The sequence below is a fragment of the Actinotalea solisilvae genome, from assembly GCF_016464425.1.
Taxonomy (GTDB): Bacteria; Actinomycetota; Actinomycetes; order Actinomycetales; family Cellulomonadaceae; genus Actinotalea; species Actinotalea solisilvae.
The window spans coordinates 1-16,814 of sequence record NZ_JADDKQ010000020.1; the positions used below are offsets into that span (position 1 = coordinate 1).

18 protein-coding genes, 1 tRNA gene and 1 pseudogene are annotated in these 16,814 nt (G+C 73.7%); 10 read left to right on the forward strand and 10 right to left on the reverse strand.

Going from position 1 to position 16,814, the window contains the following annotated elements:
- From JIG38_RS15280 to JIG38_RS15290, 3 genes and pseudogenes are all read right to left on the reverse strand, one after another.
- Window positions 1-93, reverse strand: a pseudogene (locus JIG38_RS15280) (flagellin); the annotation flags it as partial.
- A gap of 130 nt (window positions 94-223) precedes the next feature.
- Window positions 224-1,783, reverse strand: a complete 1,560-nt coding sequence (locus tag JIG38_RS15285; RefSeq protein ID WP_199424690.1) for a glycosyltransferase family 2 protein — start codon at window positions 1,781-1,783, stop codon at window positions 224-226.
- 154 nt (window positions 1,784-1,937) lie between these two features.
- Complete coding sequence (locus JIG38_RS15290) at window positions 1,938-2,822, reverse strand: sigma-70 family RNA polymerase sigma factor (protein WP_199424691.1); 885 nt, start codon at window positions 2,820-2,822, stop codon at window positions 1,938-1,940.
- A 327-nt stretch (window positions 2,823-3,149) separates the two neighbouring features.
- On the opposite strand from JIG38_RS15290, the gene flgN reads away from it, so the two are divergent.
- Genes flgN through JIG38_RS15315 form a run of 5 tightly spaced genes read left to right on the forward strand, consistent with a single transcriptional unit; the run spans window position 3,150 to window position 7,692 of the window.
- Window positions 3,150-3,629 carry a flagellar export chaperone FlgN gene (gene flgN / locus JIG38_RS15295; protein ID WP_199424692.1) on the forward strand — a complete coding sequence of 160 codons (480 nt, stop codon included), beginning with the start codon at window positions 3,150-3,152 and terminating at the stop codon, window positions 3,627-3,629.
- A gap of 7 nt (window positions 3,630-3,636) precedes the next feature.
- Window positions 3,637-5,073, forward strand: a complete 1,437-nt coding sequence (gene flgK, locus JIG38_RS15300) for a flagellar hook-associated protein FlgK (protein WP_199424693.1) — start codon at window positions 3,637-3,639, stop codon at window positions 5,071-5,073.
- A 2-nt stretch (window positions 5,074-5,075) separates the two neighbouring features.
- Window positions 5,076-5,963, forward strand: coding sequence for a flagellar hook-associated protein FlgL (flgL, locus tag JIG38_RS15305; RefSeq protein ID WP_199424694.1), 888 nt, complete (start codon window positions 5,076-5,078; stop codon window positions 5,961-5,963).
- Window positions 5,960-6,394 carry a flagellar assembly protein FliW gene (locus JIG38_RS15310; RefSeq protein WP_233405104.1) on the forward strand — a complete coding sequence of 145 codons (435 nt, stop codon included), beginning with the start codon at window positions 5,960-5,962 and terminating at the stop codon, window positions 6,392-6,394. Before flgL ends, JIG38_RS15310 begins: the two co-directional genes overlap by 4 nt.
- Entirely contained in the window at window positions 6,391-7,692 is a 1,302-nt protein-coding gene (locus JIG38_RS15315; protein WP_199424695.1) for an HDOD domain-containing protein, read from the forward strand. The genes JIG38_RS15310 and JIG38_RS15315 overlap by 4 nt, the downstream gene beginning before the upstream one ends.
- A gap of 33 nt (window positions 7,693-7,725) precedes the next feature.
- On the opposite strand, the gene JIG38_RS15320 is transcribed toward JIG38_RS15315, so the two are convergent.
- The 3 genes from JIG38_RS15320 to JIG38_RS15330 form a co-directional block, all read right to left on the reverse strand.
- Window positions 7,726-8,427 (reverse strand): DsbA family oxidoreductase, encoded by a 702-nt coding sequence (locus JIG38_RS15320; RefSeq protein ID WP_199424696.1) that lies wholly within the window; start codon window positions 8,425-8,427, stop codon window positions 7,726-7,728.
- 4 nt (window positions 8,428-8,431) lie between these two features.
- On the reverse strand, window positions 8,432-8,650 hold the full coding sequence (locus JIG38_RS15325; RefSeq protein WP_199424697.1) for a hypothetical protein: 219 nt from the start codon (window positions 8,648-8,650) through the stop codon (window positions 8,432-8,434).
- Window positions 8,651-8,898: 248 nt separating this feature from the next.
- Window positions 8,899-9,255: a hypothetical protein gene (locus tag JIG38_RS15330; RefSeq protein WP_199424698.1), complete on the reverse strand. Its 357-nt coding sequence runs from the start codon at window positions 9,253-9,255 to the stop codon at window positions 8,899-8,901.
- Between the two features lie 125 nt (window positions 9,256-9,380).
- On the opposite strand from JIG38_RS15330, the gene JIG38_RS15335 reads away from it, so the two are divergent.
- Window positions 9,381-10,319: a VOC family protein gene (locus JIG38_RS15335; RefSeq protein ID WP_199424699.1), complete on the forward strand. Its 939-nt coding sequence runs from the start codon at window positions 9,381-9,383 to the stop codon at window positions 10,317-10,319.
- Window positions 10,316-10,939, forward strand: coding sequence for an alpha/beta hydrolase (locus JIG38_RS15340; protein ID WP_199424700.1), 624 nt, complete (start codon window positions 10,316-10,318; stop codon window positions 10,937-10,939). The genes JIG38_RS15335 and JIG38_RS15340 overlap by 4 nt, the downstream gene beginning before the upstream one ends.
- Before the next feature lie 13 nt (window positions 10,940-10,952).
- Here the strand turns inward: JIG38_RS15340 and JIG38_RS15345 are convergent, their stop codons facing one another.
- From JIG38_RS15345 to JIG38_RS15360, 4 genes are all read right to left on the reverse strand, one after another.
- The gene (locus JIG38_RS15345; RefSeq protein ID WP_199424701.1) at window positions 10,953-11,561 is read right to left on the reverse strand and encodes a hypothetical protein; all 609 of its coding nucleotides are present in this window, start codon (window positions 11,559-11,561) and stop codon (window positions 10,953-10,955) included.
- Window positions 11,554-12,270, reverse strand: coding sequence for a PDDEXK-like family protein (locus JIG38_RS15350; RefSeq protein ID WP_199424702.1), 717 nt, complete (start codon window positions 12,268-12,270; stop codon window positions 11,554-11,556). The genes JIG38_RS15345 and JIG38_RS15350 overlap by 8 nt, the downstream gene beginning before the upstream one ends.
- Window positions 12,271-12,593: 323 nt before the next feature.
- The gene (locus JIG38_RS15355) at window positions 12,594-13,682 is read right to left on the reverse strand and encodes a right-handed parallel beta-helix repeat-containing protein (RefSeq protein ID WP_199424703.1); all 1,089 of its coding nucleotides are present in this window, start codon (window positions 13,680-13,682) and stop codon (window positions 12,594-12,596) included.
- Between the two features lie 225 nt (window positions 13,683-13,907).
- Window positions 13,908-13,990 (reverse strand) — tRNA-Leu (locus JIG38_RS15360).
- Window positions 13,991-14,316: 326 nt separating this feature from the next.
- Between JIG38_RS15360 and JIG38_RS15365 the strand changes: the two genes are divergently transcribed.
- From JIG38_RS15365 to JIG38_RS15375, 3 genes are read left to right on the forward strand one after another with little or no spacing between them, the layout of a single operon-like run.
- Window positions 14,317-15,024, forward strand: coding sequence for an FHA domain-containing protein (locus tag JIG38_RS15365; RefSeq protein ID WP_199424704.1), 708 nt, complete (start codon window positions 14,317-14,319; stop codon window positions 15,022-15,024).
- Between the two features lie 9 nt (window positions 15,025-15,033).
- Window positions 15,034-15,543, forward strand: coding sequence for an FHA domain-containing protein FhaB/FipA (locus JIG38_RS15370; RefSeq protein WP_199424705.1), 510 nt, complete (start codon window positions 15,034-15,036; stop codon window positions 15,541-15,543).
- 7 nt (window positions 15,544-15,550) lie between these two features.
- Entirely contained in the window at window positions 15,551-16,792 is a 1,242-nt protein-coding gene (locus JIG38_RS15375) for a Stp1/IreP family PP2C-type Ser/Thr phosphatase (RefSeq protein ID WP_199424706.1), read from the forward strand.
- The last annotated feature ends 22 nt before the right edge of the window (window positions 16,793-16,814 follow it).

Below are 16,814 nucleotides of genomic sequence, written 5' to 3' on the forward strand. Positions count from 1 at the left end.
CTTCTCGAGCGACTTGCTCAGGTCGTTCTGCGTGTTGGACAGGTTGCGGTAGCTGTTGACCGCCGCGATGTTCTGGTTGATCGAGAGACCCATGAGAACTCCTCCTTGATTCGGGTCGAGTGCTGCAGCCCGTCCATGGGCTCGCACCGTGCTGATCGGACCGCGTCCCGCGGATGTGAGGCGTTTCCCCGAGAAGTTTCTCGCCGGACCCCGCGGGCACCGCTCACGCGGGGACGGTCGGCTGCACGAGGCCGGGCGCGACCTCGTCGAGCAGGCGCAGCAGCTCCGCCTCGTGCTCCCCTGGCACCCGTGCCAGGGCGTCCTCGAGCCACGGCAGCACCGACTGCTGCCCGTAGGCCTCGATCGTGATGGCCGCGGCGACCGCGCGCTGGCGCGGGTCGAGGTCGACGGTCTGCGCGATCGCGACGAGCGGGCACAGCTGCGGGAGGTTCGCGTTGCGGACCTCGAGCGACCATCGCATCGCGTCCTCGATCGACATCACCGACGCCATCGCGGCGGCGCACGTGAGCACCGTGACGTGGCCGGGCCGCGCCTCCAGCATCACGGCGAGCAGGTCGAGGCCGAGGTCGGACGCCGTCCGCGTGCACAGCAACGCGAACGAGTCCCACGCGGCCGCGGACATGCTCGCGAGGAGCGCCCGGAGCTCCTCGGGACGGTCGGCGCAGAGGGCCGTGAGCACCTCCGGCGTCGCGGGGACGAAGCCGGCGGCGGCGGCGTCGCGCGCCACCCGGAGGGCGTGGCGACGTCGTCCCGTGCGGTGGAGCGCCCAGACCTCGACCGCGGCGAGCTGACGACGGTCCAGCGTCCTCTGCGCCGCGTCGACCACGACGGTCGGCATCCGGTCCAGCGCCTCGAGCGCCGCCTCGGCGTTCCCGCGCTCTCCCGCGCACTGCGCTCGGTACGCCCACGCCCACGCGGGCGTCGGGTCGGAGTCGGCCCAGGTCTGCGTCCAGAACTGGAACGCCTCCGCGTCGCGGTACGTGTGCGCGACGATGCTCATGAGACGCGCGAGCGTCGACGTCGACGGCGCCTCGAGAAGCCCTTCGTCCACGAGCTCGCGCGCACCCGCCAGCGCCTCGTCGCCACGCCCCGCAGGCACGAGGGACCGGAGGAGGTTGGCCCGGAGCAGTGCCTGCTGCCGCGCGGGAGCGCCGGCACGGACGGCTGCAGCGAGGTCGCGCTCCGCGATCGCCAGGTTCCGCTCGGACTTGCCCTTCTCCTCGAAGACCGCGACCGAGTACCCGTGGTGCACCAGCCGCGCATGCGGCAGCGCGAGCGTCGGCCCGGTGACGACGGCGCCGGGGCGCGGGACGACCTGCTCGTGGAGCTTGCCGCGGTAGTGGTAGACGTCGCGCCGGAAGAAGCGGACCGACGGCTCCGTCGACGTCGGGCCGAGGGCGATCGGGCTCGCGTTCTCCACGAGGATCGTGTGCCGCTGCGCACCGTCGTGGCCCAGCCGGGCGCGCACGATCTCGGGGCTGCCGTGGAACACCTCGTCCGCGTCGAGGACGAGGATCCACTGGCCGGACGCATGACGGATGGCGCGGTTGCGCGCGGCGCCGAAGTCGGCGTCCCAGTAGCCCTCGACGACGTTCTCGGTGAACCGCCGCGCGATCTCGCGCGTGCGGTCCGTCGACCCGGTGTCGTAGACCACGATCTCGTCGGCCCACGCCACCGAGGCGAGGCAGCGCTCGAGCACGGCCTCCTCGTCCTTGACGATGAGGACGGCGGAGATCGTCGCGCGCTGTCGCGTGCTGGTCATGGGCTGCTCCTCCGGGTCGGCGCCGCGGGCGCGCGCGGCTCCCTGAGGATCGACCGCCGTCGGCGGCTGATGAGGGCCCGGACATGACGAGACCCCGGACGCCTGCGGCAGCCCGGGGCCTCGTCGGACCGTGACCTGGCCCGGTGTCGTGCCGTCAGCCGACGGCGAGCTCCCGCTCGCGGACCGGTGCCGTGTACTCGTCGTGCCGCGCCAGGCGCTGCGTCGGGACCGCGCTGACGGTGCTCGCGGTGGCCGTCGCGGCGGCACGCGCGGCGACGTCCGCGTAGTAGGCCTGGCGGCGACGCTCGGCGACGCCGTCGGGGCGGTCGGACTGCTCGACGAGGTCGGGGTCGAGGCTCGCGTTCATGCCGTCGCGGAGCATCGAGAGCGCCGCGGTGCGAAGCTGGCTGATGCGCGACTGCGTGACGCCGAGCTCCTCGGCGAGCTCCACGACGGGGCGGTCGTGGAAGAACAGCTGCTCGACGACGTACCGCATGCGCTCGGGCAGGCTCTCGACGCCGGCGCGCAGGTACTGCAGGCGCTCGCTCGCGAGCAGGCTCTCCTCGGGCCCGGCTCCCTGGGCCACGACGGAGTCCGCGATGACGCCGTCGAAGGCGTCGATGCTGACGACGCGCACGTCGGCGTCGTTGCGGGCCGCGTCGATCTCCTCGACGGCCATGCCGGTCGCCTCGGCGAGCTCGGTGCGCGACGGCGCGCGGCCCAGCGTGGCGGTCAGCTCGTCGGCGACCTCGCTGAGCTTGCGGGCCCGGCGGCGGGCGCCGCGCGAGACCCAGTCCATGCCGCGCAGCTCGTCGATGAGCGCGCCCTTGATGCGGAGCGAGGCGTAGCGGGCGAAGGGGACCCCCGTGCTGGGGTCGTAGGCCTGCGCCGCCTTGACCAGCGCGAACGCGCCGGCGGAGGCCAGGTCGGAGCGGGACACGTACGACGGCACCCGGCTGAGGGTCGCGTTCACGTGGTACCCGACGAGCGGGAGGTTCTCGATGACGAGAGCGGAGTCGAGCTGGGCTGCGGTGGTCACCCACCAGCCTTCGGGACCGGGCGAGAGCCACTTGAGCGGCGCTCGTGGGTGAAAGAACCGGGGCCCGCCGGGGGCCCTCGAAGCCGATCATGTGCGCGCTCACATTGCCCGGTTCCGTCCCCCGACCAACCGCCCCACAATCGGACGTGTCCGACTTGGGCGTGTGACGCAGGTCACAGTGACGCGTCCCACCGCTCCGGGCCAAGTCGTGGCATGGAAAAGGTCACACGGACGCGTCGCGGGCCGATGAGAGGTCCGACGGCGCACCGGGCGCCGGACGGACCACCCCGCGCACCCCCTCACGCACGACGGAAGAAGGACACACGCATGAGCCTCGACGCGCTCTCCGCCGTGCTGTGGCACGAGCGCCGGCTCCTCGAGCTCCTGCTCTTCAAGCTGGAGGAGGAGCAGCTGGTGCTCAGCAGCGGCCGCACCCAGTGGCTGGGCCACGCGACGCGCGAGGTGGAGTCGGTGCTCGACCAGATCCGCGTCGCCGAGCTCGGCCGCGCCGCCGAGGCCGACGCCGCCGCGCGCGAGCTGGGCCGCCCCGAGGGCGCGAGCCTCCTCGAGATGGCGCGCCACGCGACGCCGCCGTGGGACGAGATCCTGTCCGAGCACCACGCGGCCTTCGTGTCCCTCACCGACCAGATCAACGGCCTGGCCGAGAGCAACCGCGACCTGCTCGCGACGTCGCACCGCGCCACGCAGGAGACCCTCATGAGCCTGCAGGAGAGCGTCCAGACCTACGACCCCCGGGGGGCCGCGGCGTCGACGACGTCCAGCGTGCTGCTCGACCGGGCCCTGTGATCGCCCGATGAGCACCTTCTCCGGACTCTCCACCGCCCTGTCGTCGCTCACCGCGCAGCGCCAGGCGCTCGACGTCGCGGGCCAGAACATCGCGAACGCGAACACGGCCGGCTACACGCGCCAGCGCGCCGACCTCGCCGCCGTCCCCGCCCTCTCGGCCCCGTCGATGTTCTCCAACCAGCAGGTCGCCGGGAACGGCGTGCGGGTCACGGCCATGACGCGCATGGACGACACGTTCCTCGACGCCCGCCTCCGCGCGGCGACGTCGGGCGCCGCGCTGCAGAAGACGCGCGCCGAGGCGCTCTCGCGCCTCGAGAGCACCGTCACCGAGCCCGGCTCGACCGGTCCGGGGGCCGCGCTGAGCGCCTTCTGGGCCGCGTGGCAGGGCGTGGGCAACACGCCGGACGACCCGGCCGCGCGCAAGGTGCTGCTCGGCGACGCCGCGGCGCTCGTCACCCAGATCTCCGACGGGTACCGCGCGGTCGGGACCCAGTGGGCGCAGACCCGCACCGAGGCGCAGACGCTCGCGACCGAGGTCAACACGACCGCGACCGCGGTCGCGGAGCTCAACGACCAGATCCGCTCCGTGCTCGTCTCGGGCGGCTCGGCCAACGAGCTCATGGACCGCCGCAGCCAGCTCGTCACGTCGCTCTCCTCGCTCGTCGGCGCCTCGGCGCGCGAGCGCGAGGACGGCACCCTCGACGTCGTCGTCGGCGGGAACGCGCTCGTGCGCGGCTCGAACGCCAACGCGATCGTCGTCACCGGCGCGGCCACCATGGCCGGCGGGATCGGCGAGCCCCCGGCGGCGCTCGACCCCGTGCGCGTCGCGTGGGCCGACGGCACCGCGCTCCCGCTCGACGGCGGCCGCCTCGCCGGCCAGCTCGCGACGCTGGCGCCCGACGCGTCCGGCGGCCTGCTCGCGGGAGCCGCGAAGGCGTGGAACCAGGTCGCGCAGCGCGTGCACGACGTCGTCAACGGCGCGCACGCGGGCGGCCGGACGCTGCAGCCGCCCCCGGGCGACGTCGCCGGGGACTTCTTCGCGCTCGACGGCGCGCGGCCTGTGGCGCTCGGCCTGTCGGTCGCCGTCGCGAGCACCGACGCGATCGCGGCCGGCGTCGCGGGCGCGGGCGCCTACGACGGGTCGCTCGCGGACCGCATCTCCCAGCTCGCGGCCGAGAGCGGCAGCCCGGACGCGCTGTGGCGCGCGTACGTCGTCGACCTCGGCGTGCAGAGCCGGTCGGCCGCGCAGCGCGCGACCGTGAGCGAGGTGTCGCGGGCGACCGCGGAGAACCTCCAGCTCAGCCAGGCGAGCGTCGACCTGGACGAGGAGTCGGTGAACATGCTCGCGTTCCAGCGGGCCTACGAGGGGGCGGCGCGGGTGCTCACGGCCATCGACGAGATGCTCGACGTGCTCATCAACCGCACCGGCGTGGTGGGGAGGTAGTCATGATCAACCGTGTGACGCAGCAGACGGTGCAGCGCTCGACGCTCGCCAACCTGCAGCTCAACCTGGGCCGGATGGCCGACCTGCAGGCCAAGATGTCCGGCGGCAAGGTGCTCACCAAGCCCTCCGACGACCCGAGCGCGACGGGCCAGGCGATGCAGGTGCGCGCCGAGCGTCGCGCCGCCGAGCAGCACGCGCGCAACGCCGACGACGGCGCGGGCTGGCTCACGACCGTCGACGGCGCGCTCCAGACGTCCGTCGCGGCGCTGCGCAAGGCGCGCGACCTCACGGTCCAGGGCGCGAACACCGGGTCCATGAGCCAGACGGCGCGCGACGCGATCGCCGTCGAGCTCGAGGGCATCCGCGACGCGCTGCTCGACCAGGCCAACACGCGCTACAACGGCCGGTCCGTCTTCGCGGGCACGTCCGACGCGGCCCAGGCCTTCGAGCCCGGCAGCTACACGTGGAACGGCAGCGCGACGGGCTCCGTCCAGCGCCGCCTCGGCCCCGAGCAGACGGTGCGCGCCGACCAGGACGGCGCGGCCGCCTTCGGCCAGGGGGCGGGTTCGGCGTTCGCCCTGATCGACCAGATCGTCGCGGACCTCCGCGGAGGGGTGAACGTGGGCGCACGACTGAGCGAGATCGACGACCGGATGACCGTGATGCTCGGCGAGCTCGCCGACGTCGGCGCCCGGCACAACCAGGTCATGGGCGCCCAGTCAGCGCTGAAGAAGACCACCATGGACCTGTCCAGCCAGCTCTCGGGGATCGAGGACATCGACCTCGCCGAGATCATCGTCGAGCTGCAGATGCAGGAGGTCGCCTACCAGGGCGCCCTCGGGGCGACCGCCCGCGTCCTGCAGCCCAGCCTGATGGAGTTCCTGCGATGAGCGTGACCGTGACCGACCGCGTGGCGACGACCACCTCCGCCTCCGCCGGCCGCACCGTGGCCGACGTCCTCGACTTCGCGAGCCCGCCGCCCGGGCTCCGCGACCTGCGCAGCTTCACGCTCGAGGCCGTGGACGGGACGGGCTTCCTCTTCGCGCTGCGCAGCACCGAGCAGCCGGACGTCCGGCTCTTCCTCGTGCCGCCGCGGGCGTACTTCCCCGACTACGCGCCGCGCCTCGACGGCTCGACGCGCGACTCGCTCGCGCTCGACGACGACGAGGCCGTGCTCCTCGTCGTGGTCCACCCGGGCCAGGGCGACGAGCCGCCGACGGCGAACCTGCTCGCCCCCGTCGCGATCAACGCCGCCACCGGCCGCGCCCTCCAGGTCGTCCTCGACGGCGACTTCCCGCTGCGCGCCCCGCTCGCGGCATGACCCAGGTCGACCACGGCCGCGGCCGCGCCGACGCGCCTCCCGCCGCCACCGCCGGCGTCGTGCCCGTCGACGCGACACCCAGCCTCACGGGCGCCGTCGGGCCGACGATCCACCGCGACCCCGTGACGACGCTCGACGGCCACGTCGTGGGGTACGTCATCTCGGTCGCGCCGTCGTCCCCGGTCATCCCGACGCAGCGCCCGCCGGCCGGCCACGCCGCGCCCGCGGAGGCGCACGACCACTACCTCGCGCTGCACCTGCCCGACGTCGTGGCCGACCGGTACGCCTTCCTGCCCGCGACGCCCGCGATGCTCGACGGGCACCTGCCGGTGCCCACCGTGCCCGGCCGGCTCGTGCTCGAGCTCCCGCCCGGCTACGAGGACCGGTCCGACGCCGCCGAGCGCGCCACCGTGCTCCGTGCGCTCGGGGCGGACCTCGCCCTCACCGGCTACCGCGGCCTGCCCGCGCAGGACGCCCTGCTGCCGCACGTCGGCTACGCCGTGGTCGACCGCGTCGGCACGGCCCTGCCGCTCTCGCTCCTCGTCTACCGCCTGCACGCCGCGAACGTCCGGGCGCTCGCGCCCGACGTCCACGACGCCGCGACCGTCGAGGAGTGCCGGGCGGCCAAGGTCGACGCGCTCTACGGCGGCCACGCGATCCGCGCCGAGGGACCGCCCGCCCCGCCGCCGCGGGTGCTGCGCGCGGGCGAGCTCCAGTGCCTCGCCCTCCTGCACCTCCTCCAGCAGCCCGACGTCGACCTGGCCGAGGTCGCGCAGGTCGTCGACACCGACCCGGTCCTCACGCTGCGCCTGCTGCACCTCGTCAACAGCGGCGCCTTCGCGCTCGCGTCCGAGGTGGACACGACGCAGCAGGCCGTCGTCCTGCTCGGCACGCGCGAGGTCACCACGCTCGTGTCCGCGCTGCTGCTCGACGCGCGCCCGGACGCGATGGACTCCCTGTGGTTCATCCTCGCCCGCGCGCTCACGTGCGAGGCGCTCGCCGGCGACGGCGCCGCCTACACCGTCGGGATGCTCTCCGCGCTCGCGGCGCAGCTCGCGCTGCCCGTCGACCTCATCCTCGACAAGGTCGGCGTCTCGGCGACCGTCCGCGCCGCGGTCAAGGGCGAGGGCGACCTGGGGGCGGTGCTGCTCGCGGTGCGTGCGCACGAGCGCAAGGACTCCTCGGGCGTGCTCGAGGCGGGCCTACTGCCGGCCGAGGTGTCCGCGGCGTACATGCGCTGCCTGGCCGACGCCCTCGCGACCGCGCGCGCCGTGACGCCGGACGACGCCGCCGCCTGACCGCCCCGAGGTGCCGGGCCGCGCGCCGGGGCGTCAGGCCGCGCGCTCGGCGACGGCCTGCTCGATCGCCGCCGCGAAGAGGTCGGGGTCCTGCGCGCCGGCGACGCCGTACCGCCGGTCGAGCACGAAGAACGGCACCGCCGAGATCCCGTACGCACGCGCCTGGGCGACGTCCGCGTCGACGTCGGGCGCGTGGGTGCGGGCCGCGAGCGCGTCCCGGACCTCCTGGGGGTCGAGGCCGGCGTCGCCGGCGAGCGCCGCGAGCTCGTCGTCGCGCCCGAGGTGGCGGCCCTCCTCGAAGTACGCGCGGAACAGCCGCTCGGCGACCTCGGCCTGGCGGCCGCGCGCGAGCGCGAGGTGCAGCACCTCGTGCGCCTTGCGCGTGTTCGTGTGGCGCAGGGCGTCGAAGTCGTAGGCGAGGCCCACCGAGGCTGCGACCTGCGTGACCTGCGTGAGCATCGCCTCGACCTGAGCGGTCGGCAGGCCCTTGTGCCCCGCGAGGAAGTCGGCCTCGCTGCCCTCGAAGTCGACCGGGGTGTCGGGCGCCAGCTCGAAGGAGTGGAGCACGACCCGGACGTCCAGGGGCGGGCCCCCCGCCGCGGCGCGCGCGGCCCGGGCACGGCGGACGCCCTCCTCGAACCGGCGCTTGCCGATGAAGCACCAGGGGCAGGCGACGTCGGACCAGACGTCGACGGTCAGGACGTCGCCCGTCGGCGCGGGAGCGGTCTCGGGCACGACCTCAGGCGCGGCTCTCGCGCATGGGGATCCCGAAGGCGGCGCCCGAGAGCAGGAGGCCCCCGGTGAAGATCCACGGCGACTCGGTGTCGAAGCTCACGGCCATGAGGTAGAAGCCGCCGATCACCATCGCGAGGCAGAGCAGGAACATCACCACGCGGCTGGGGTTCGGGTGGGTCGTGTACGGGTCGGTGTCGTCCCGCTGGTCCTCGCGCGCGTCCATGGTGGTGCTCCTCTCGGCCGGTCTGCCCCGACCGTACCCATCCGCGGCCCACCGCGCCGAACCGCCCGGCCCCACGCCACCCCTCGCGTCCCGGACGTGCGGCGCTCGTGACGCCTGCGTCGCGTGACGTCTCCCACGGGCCGGGCGCGGCCTCACCCGTCACACCGGCCCCGTGCGCCGCACGTCCTGGGCGCCGCGCGTCCCGTGCGCCGCACGTCCTGGGCGCCGCACGTCCTGGGCGGACGGCGTCAGCGGTGTGAGGGCCCGCCGGGCGCGTCGGGGTCCGGGTCGGCCGGGAGGGACGTGAACCAGTCCGCGTACGCCGTGGTGCGCGCAAGCCGGCGCGTGAGGTCCGGGGCGTCGTCGTCCCACCAGACCGGTCCGCGCTCGCCGAGGCCGACCTTGGCCGCGTCGACGCGCGCCCGGGCCGCCTCGCGCGCCGCCTCGTCGCCCGCGCGCACCGCCGCCTGCTTGGCGCGGCGGGCCGCCATGAGCTCGCGGGTCAGCGCCTCGCGCTCGGCGGGGTCGAGGCCCGGGTCCGAGCGGCGCCAGAGCCGGCCGCGGACGACGAGGTAGCGCCCGTCGGGCGTCGTGGGCCAGGTCACGCAGGCAGCCTAGGCATGCTCCGGGCGGCGCCAGGTGGCGCCGAGCGACACTTGTACCTACAACATTCGTCCCGTACTCTCTTGTTGAAGGCGCAACTACTACGCGAGCAGCATCAGGAGACCTCATGACCGCCGAGCCGACAGCCCTGGGCGCCACCGTCACGGACGAGCGCATCCTCAACCCCGCGACGACCATGGACGCGGTGACGCTGCGCGTCGGCGACCTCGAGGGCATGTCCTCCTACTACTCGCGCTCGTTCGCGCTCGAGCCGCTCGAGGAGCGGACCCGTGGCGTCGAGGTGCACCGTGTCCTCGGCCGGGGCACGGTGCCGATGGTCCGGCTGGTCCACACGCCGGGGCTCCCCGGCGTCGACCCGCGTCAGGCCGGGCTGTTCCACACCGCGTTCCTCTTCGACGACCAGCAGAGCCTCGCCGCGACCGTGCTCCGCGCGGCGCAGGACGCGCGCGGGTCCTTCGTCGGGTCGAGCGACCACGGCGTGAGCGAGGCCTTCTACTTCACCGACCCCGAGGGCAACGGCGTCGAGCTCTACACCGACCGCCCTCGCGACCTGTGGCAGCGGGCCGGCGGCCAGATCCTCATGGGCACGCAGTGGCTCGACCCGAACGCCTACCTCCAGGACCACGTCACCGAGGAGGCGCTCGCGGCCGGGCCCGCGCTCGCCGGACGCGTCGGGCACGTCCACCTCCAGGTCGGCGACATCGCGACGGCCGAGGCGTTCTACGTCGGCGCGCTCGGCTTCGAGGCGACGCTCACGGACTACCGCGGGGCGCTCTTCGCCTCGGCGGGCGGCTACCACCACCACGTCGCCATGAACGTGTGGAACAGCGGCGGCGCCGGCCCGCGCGCGGCGACCCTCGGCCTGGGCGACGTCGCCGTCACCGTGCCGTCGCGCGACGACCTCGTGGCGCTCGCGGCCCGCCTGCGCGCGCGGTCCCTCGCGTTCGCCGACGACGGCCGCTCGGTCGTCGTGCACGACCCCTGGGGCACGCAGGTCACGGTCTCCGTGCCCGGCACGACGACCGAGGACCTGCTGGCCCGATGAGCCTCGCCTCCGTCCGCTCGTCCGACACCGGCGGGACGGCGGCGCCCACGGTGCTCCTGCTGCACGGCTACGGCAGCTCCGAGCAGGACCTCGCCGGGCTCGGCCCGCTCGTGTCCGACGGCCTCCCCTGGGCGTCGCTGCGCGCACCGCTCGCGCTGCGCACCGGCGCGAGCGCGTGGTTCGCGATCACGACGCCGGGCAGCCCGGACCCCGAGCCGGTGGTCGAGGCGACCGACGCGATCTGGGGATGGGTCGACGCCGAGCTCGGTCCCGACGCCGTCGTGCTGCCGGTCGGCTTCTCCCAGGGCGGCCTCATGGCGACGCAGCTGCTGCGCACGCGCCCCGAGCGCGTCGCGGCGACCGTCGTCCTCGCCGGCTTCGTCCTCGGCGCCGACCAGCCCGCCGACGACGTCCTCGCCGCGGCCCGGCCCCGCGTGTTCTGGGGCCGCGGCACGCTCGACGGTGTCATCGCACCCCACGCGATCGAGCGCACCGAGGCATGGCTGCCGCAGCACGCGACGCTCACCGAGCGCGTCTACCCCGGCCTGGGGCACGGGGTGCACGCCGACGAGGTCGCCGACGTCCGGGCGTTCGTGGCGACGGCCACGGTGCCGAGCTGACCTCGTCGCTGCGTCACACCAGGTCGTCGCGCGACACAGGCATCGAGCGCAGGCCGTCGAGCGCCGGCGCGGCGACGAGCCACAGATCTTCCAGCTGTCGAAGGCACGCGAGCGACAGCTGCTCCGGGTCCAGCGCTGGACCTTCCTCCGGCTCGACGTACCGCCAGAAGGGCCACCAGCGCGAGGCGCGTCCCCGCTGCGACCTGCGTACACCGGCTAGTGCGCTCTCAAGAAGACGGGCAGCGACAGGGCTGTCGAGCGCGGCGTCGTAGCGGACGGCGACGAAGGGCCAAGGGTCCCCGCGTCCCACGCCAAGCAGCCCGCTCGGTTGCCACTCGATGACGACTGCGACTTGCGAGAGCACCTCGTCAACCCACTCGCGCCGGCGCATGCCGAAGCGAGGCCGATCACCGTCGTCGATCTCAGCCTCGTACGGCTCCGCCCCGACGGAGACCGCCAGCTCCTCCACGGCTGGCCCGAGCTCCAGCAGGTGCCGGTGGACGAGGTCGCGGCCCTCGGTGCGCAGCTCCGCCCACGCCTCGATGTCCGAGCGATGATCCAAGTAGAACCACGCCCGGGCGTCACCGTCGTCCCGTGCCCTGGGCTCGATCGCATCAGTCACGGTGGTACGCCTCCAAGGTCTCGATGAAGTCGCGGACACCAGCTGGCTCCTGCCTGTCCCTCAGCGCGACGCGTAGCAGCGCCGCAAGGTCTGCCCACGACACCGCGCGCCACAGGCCGGCCGAGCGTTCGGCCGTGACGGGTTCGCGGTACCCGCGCGTGAGGAACACGAAGCACGGCGCGACGTCGTCAGCCCAGAGGTGTCCCAGCCGGTCGAGCTGGTTCGGCTGTTCCGGGGCGAACACCTTCGCCTCGATGACCATGGTCCACAGCGGGGTGTAGACGACGAGATCAGCCCTGGTCGGACCCACCAGGTCGTCCTCGTCCTTTCGTGTGTCCTCGGTGACCACGCGCACCTTCGCCCCGCTGGGCAGCGGTTCGAGCCGCAGGTGCTGCGCGAGCACGTCGAGCGGCGCGCGGCCGAGGCGATGACGACCCTCAGGTCGCAGCACCCACGCCAGCGCGCGCGTGAGGAGCACCTCGTTGTGCTGGACCCACAGCGCGCCCATCAGGGTCGACGAGCCGGTCGTCCACCGACCGGCAGCCGTGCTCGCCGCCTGCTCCGCTCGCATGGCCGCAAGGCGACCGACCCAGCCGGCGACGACCGCCTGGTCTCGTGCGACGGCCCGCTGATCCTGCTCGCGCCAGGCGGCCTGCACATCCCCGATCCGCGTGTGCCAGTCGGCGACAGCATCCGTGCTCGCATCCACAGACGCCTCCTGAGCATCGATGCGTCGACCACGAATCGGCGTGCCGCCGACCAGTGACCTGACGGTACGGCAGCTGGTGCCCTCGAGGGCCGGGTATCGCGTGGACCGTCTCGGGTGTGTGCGCCCCGGAAGACAAGTCGAGCGGCGCCTGAAGGGCTGCGAGCTACGTCGTTGCGTCGCGTCCGACACGCAACCTACGCAACATCACCGTGCTGCGTACGACCCGATGGGACCGGGTCCCCGGTCGCCCCTCGCTCGAGGCCGTGCTCCACCCCACGGCCGCCGGCGCCGAAGGTTGCCTTCGGCGCCGGTGGCTGGGGCGCTCAGCAGACCAGCCCGACGCAGTTGATGCCGTTGCGGGTAGCGACATTGCCGCCCAGGTCCACGGCCATCGGCACGTTGAACCCGTACCCGGTGTTGCGGGTGGCCCGGTTGCCCTGCAGGTGAACCACCGTGTCGATGATCACCCCGTCGCCGTTGCGGGTGAACGTGTTGGTCGTCAGGGTGACGTCGGAGACCGGGTTAGGTGCCCCGTACGTCTGCGAGAGCACTCCTGTGCGGTTGCGGGTGAAGTCACTGGCGGCCACGTTCGCGTTGACGCCCAGCTGGAGCGCGACTCCGTTGTCGTGGAACGTGTTGCCGGTGAACTGGTCGTGATGCACCGCAGGACGCGCCCCGGGAAGCCAGTTCGTCACGACTGCAGTCTCATACCCGCGGAACGTGCTACCACTGATCCGCGTCCCGCCCCAGAAGCTGCTGATCGCGGTCACCCCGTCGCGGAACGTGGAGTTGACGATCGTGACCTGGCCTTCGCTGATGTCCAGGACGGAGTCGTTGCGACGGAACGTGGACGCCTCGATGTAGACGTTGGGGGAGTACGGGCCCTCGTAGAAGACCCCGATGTTGTCCACGAACGTGGAGCGCCTCACATCGACCCGTCCGCCAGCCGGCGAGGACACCACGGCACCATTCCGCTCGAACCGGGAGTCGCTGCTCGTCAGGTTCACCCCGAAGGAGTCGAAGACGGTGCCGATGTCGGTGAGCGTCATCCGGTTGGTGGTGACGCTGTACACGTCACCGTTGACCACGCGGCCCCAGTCGTCGATCGTCCCGTTGAGCAGGGTCAGGTCGCCCGACCCCGAACCTCCATCCTCGCTGTGCAGCACGATCGCCTGACTCGCGGTTCCCCGCCCAGGCCCCCGCAGCGTGTAGCCCCGCAGGTCGATCGTCGCGGCTGGACCGATCGTGATGGCAACGGTCGGGCACACCAGGTTGTGCGTCAGGTGTCCCAGGTCGGGAACGTGCGTCCCGCACTCGATCGGTATGGACGTCGCCCCTGCTGCGGGGACCGGTAGGAGGGCCAGGCTCACTCCTGCCGTTGCCGCCATCACCGCACTGATCCCTCGACGCATGACCACTCCTCTGGGGTCTGCCGGGGTCCGGACGGGACCGTCCACGGCTCCGCGGCATGGCCGGACTGTACCGATTTGTCCGTTTCCAGGGGTAGAGACCTGGCCGGCTCAGCATCGGCCTCACTGGGTCCTCATCCTGCCCGGACGGTGCAGGGGCGCCGCACTATCGCCTCAACTGCGACGACGAGAGCCGGGGACCCTGGGGTCCCCGGCTCTCGATCTCTGTGCGCGAGGGGGGACTTGAACCCCCACGTCCTTTCGGACACTGGCACCTGAAGCCAGCGCGTCTGCCATTTCGCCACTCGCGCGCGCCGCAGAAGGCTAGCACGCACGGCAGGACCCTCCCGAACGCGGCCGGGGGGCCCGGGGAGCCGCGTCGGACCGGGTCGCCGGGCGGGCCGGGAGGCACCGGGACGTACCGGGGCGGACCGGCAGGACGCGGTCGCTCACGTGCGTAGGGTCGCGGCCGATCGTGCCCTCGGCGGATACGATCAGGAGCGGACCGCTGGGTCGGTCCGCCGGCCAGGTCGGAAGTCCGGTCGGTCGCCGACCCGGCACAGGGCCGTCAAGCGAGGTCGCCGCGGCGGCCGGGTGTCGTCAGGAGCCGCACGGCGACGGGGCGGGAGGAGGTGGCATGGGAGTTCTCGACAGGTTCGAGAAGGGCGTCGAGCGCGTGGTCAGCACCGCGTTCGCCAAGGCCTTCAAGAGCGAGGTCAAGCCGGTCGAGCTCGCCAGCGCGCTGCGCCGCGAGGTCGACGACCGCGCCGCCGTCGTGGGCCGTGACCGGACGGTCGTGCCCAACGAGTTCACCATCGAGCTCTCGCCCGCCGACCTCGTCCAGGTCGAGGACTGGGGCGCCGAGCCGCTCGCGGACGAGCTCGCGGCCAACGTCACCGAGCACGCGACGCAGCAGCGCTACGCGTTCGTCGGGCCCGTCACGGTCGCGTTCGTCGAGAACGACGAGCTCGAGACCGGGCGCTTCCAGGTGCGCAGCGCGACCGTGCGGGGCGCCGTTGCGCCCGCCGCCGCGGTCGCCGCGAGCCCGCGCCACCCGCTCGTCGACATCGACGGCCAGCGCTACCTGCTCACCGGCCCGGTGACGGTGATCGGCCGGGGGAGCGAGGCGGACATCATCGTCGACGACCCCGGCATCTCCCGGCGCCACCTCGAGATCCGCGTCACGCCCGACGGCGTGATCGCGAGCGACCTCGGCTCGACCAACGGCACGTTCGTCGAGGGCCACCAGGTCCCGGCGGCGACGCTCGTCGACGGCAACACGATCACGATCGGGCGCACCCGGATCCTCTTCTGGACCGGCGCCGACGACGACGAGGACCAGTGATCGCCGGGCATGAGTGAGCTCACGATCACCCTGCTGCGGCTGGGCTACCTGGTGCTGCTCTGGGTGTTCGTCCTCACCGCGATCGGCGTGCTGCGCCGCGACCTCTACGGCACGCGCATCGTCAACCGCCGCCTGCGCCGCGGCGGGACGGCCGCCGCGCCCGTCGCGAAGCCCGCACCGGCCGTCGCGCCGGACGCCCGCTCCGCCCCGTTCCCCAAGCGCGAGGTCATGCCGCGGCGCCTCGTCGTGACCGCGGGCCCGCTGCGCGGCACCACGCTGCCGCTCGCGTCCTCCGCGATCCTCATCGGCCGCGCGCCGTCGTGCACGCTCGTGCTCGACGACGACTACTCCTCCTCGCGGCACGCGCGCGTCTTCCCCCAGGACGGCGAGTGGTGGGTGGAGGACCTGGGCTCGACGAACGGCACCTTCCTCGGCAAGGAGAAGGTCGAGCAGCCGACGCCCGTGCGCGCCGGCGCGCAGATCAAGGTGGGCCAGTCGATCCTCGAGCTGCAGCGGTAGGCGCCCGGTGACCATCGCCCTGCGGTACGCCGCCCGGTCCGACGTCGGCCTCGTGCGGTCCAACAACCAGGACTCCGCCTACGCCGGCCCCCACCTGCTCGCCGTCGCGGACGGCATGGGCGGGCACGCGGGCGGCGACGTCGCGTCCTCCGTCGCGGTCGCGCACCTCGCGCCCCTCGACGACGAGGCGCACGGGCCCGACGACGCCCTCGCCGAGCTGAGCCAGGCCCTCACCACCGCGCACGACGAGCTGCTCGCGCGCGCCGAGGAGAACCCCGAGCTCGCGGGCCTCGGCACGACGGTCACGGCCCTCCTGCGCTCGGGCAACAAGCTCGCGATGGCCCACATCGGCGACTCGCGCGCCTACCTGCTGCGCGACGGCGAGCTCACCCAGGTCACCACGGACCACTCGTTCGTCCAGCACCTCGTCAACACGGGCAAGATCACCGCGGAGGAGGCCGAGCGGCACCCGCAGCGCTCGGTCCTCCTGCGCGTGCTGGGCGACTTCGACATGGAGATCGTCCCCGACATGTCGGTGCGCGAGGCGCGGGCGGGCGACCGCTGGCTGCTGTGCTCCGACGGCCTGTCCGGCGTCGTCAGCGGGGACACGATGGCCCAGACGATGCGCGAGGTCGCCGACATCGACGCCTGCGCCGACCAGCTCGTCCAGCTCGCGCTGCGCGGCGGGGCGCCCGACAACGTCACGGTGGTCCTGGGCGACGTCGTCGAGGTCGACGCGCTGCCCGACGGCGCCGCGCCCGCCACGACCTCGCACGTCGTCGGCGCGGCCGCGCTCGACCGGAACCGCCCCACCATGGGCGGCACGGGCGCCGCGGCGCGCGCCGCCGAGCACAGCGCGCGGGCCCGCGAGGAGCAGGCCCAGGCCGCCGCGCCCGAGCCGGAGGAGGACGAGGAGGAGACGCCGTCGCGCCGCCGCCGCGTGCTCGCCCTCCTCGCGGTCCTGCTGGTCCTCGCCGCCGTGGGGACCGCGGGCTGGCTGGGCTACCGCTGGACCCAGGGTCAGTACTACGTGGGCGACGCCGACGGACGGGTCGCGGTCTTCCGCGGCATCCCCCAGTCGATCGGACCCGTCGAGCTGTCGAGCGTCGTCGACCGGACGGACACGCGCGTCGCGGACCTGCCCGGCTTCGTCCAGGACCGCCTCGACCAGACGATCCCGGCCACGAGCCTCGCCGACGCCCGCGAGCGCGCCGCGGCGCTCGACTCCGAGGCGGACGAGTCGCCGTGACGGTCCGGACGTCCGGCGCCGG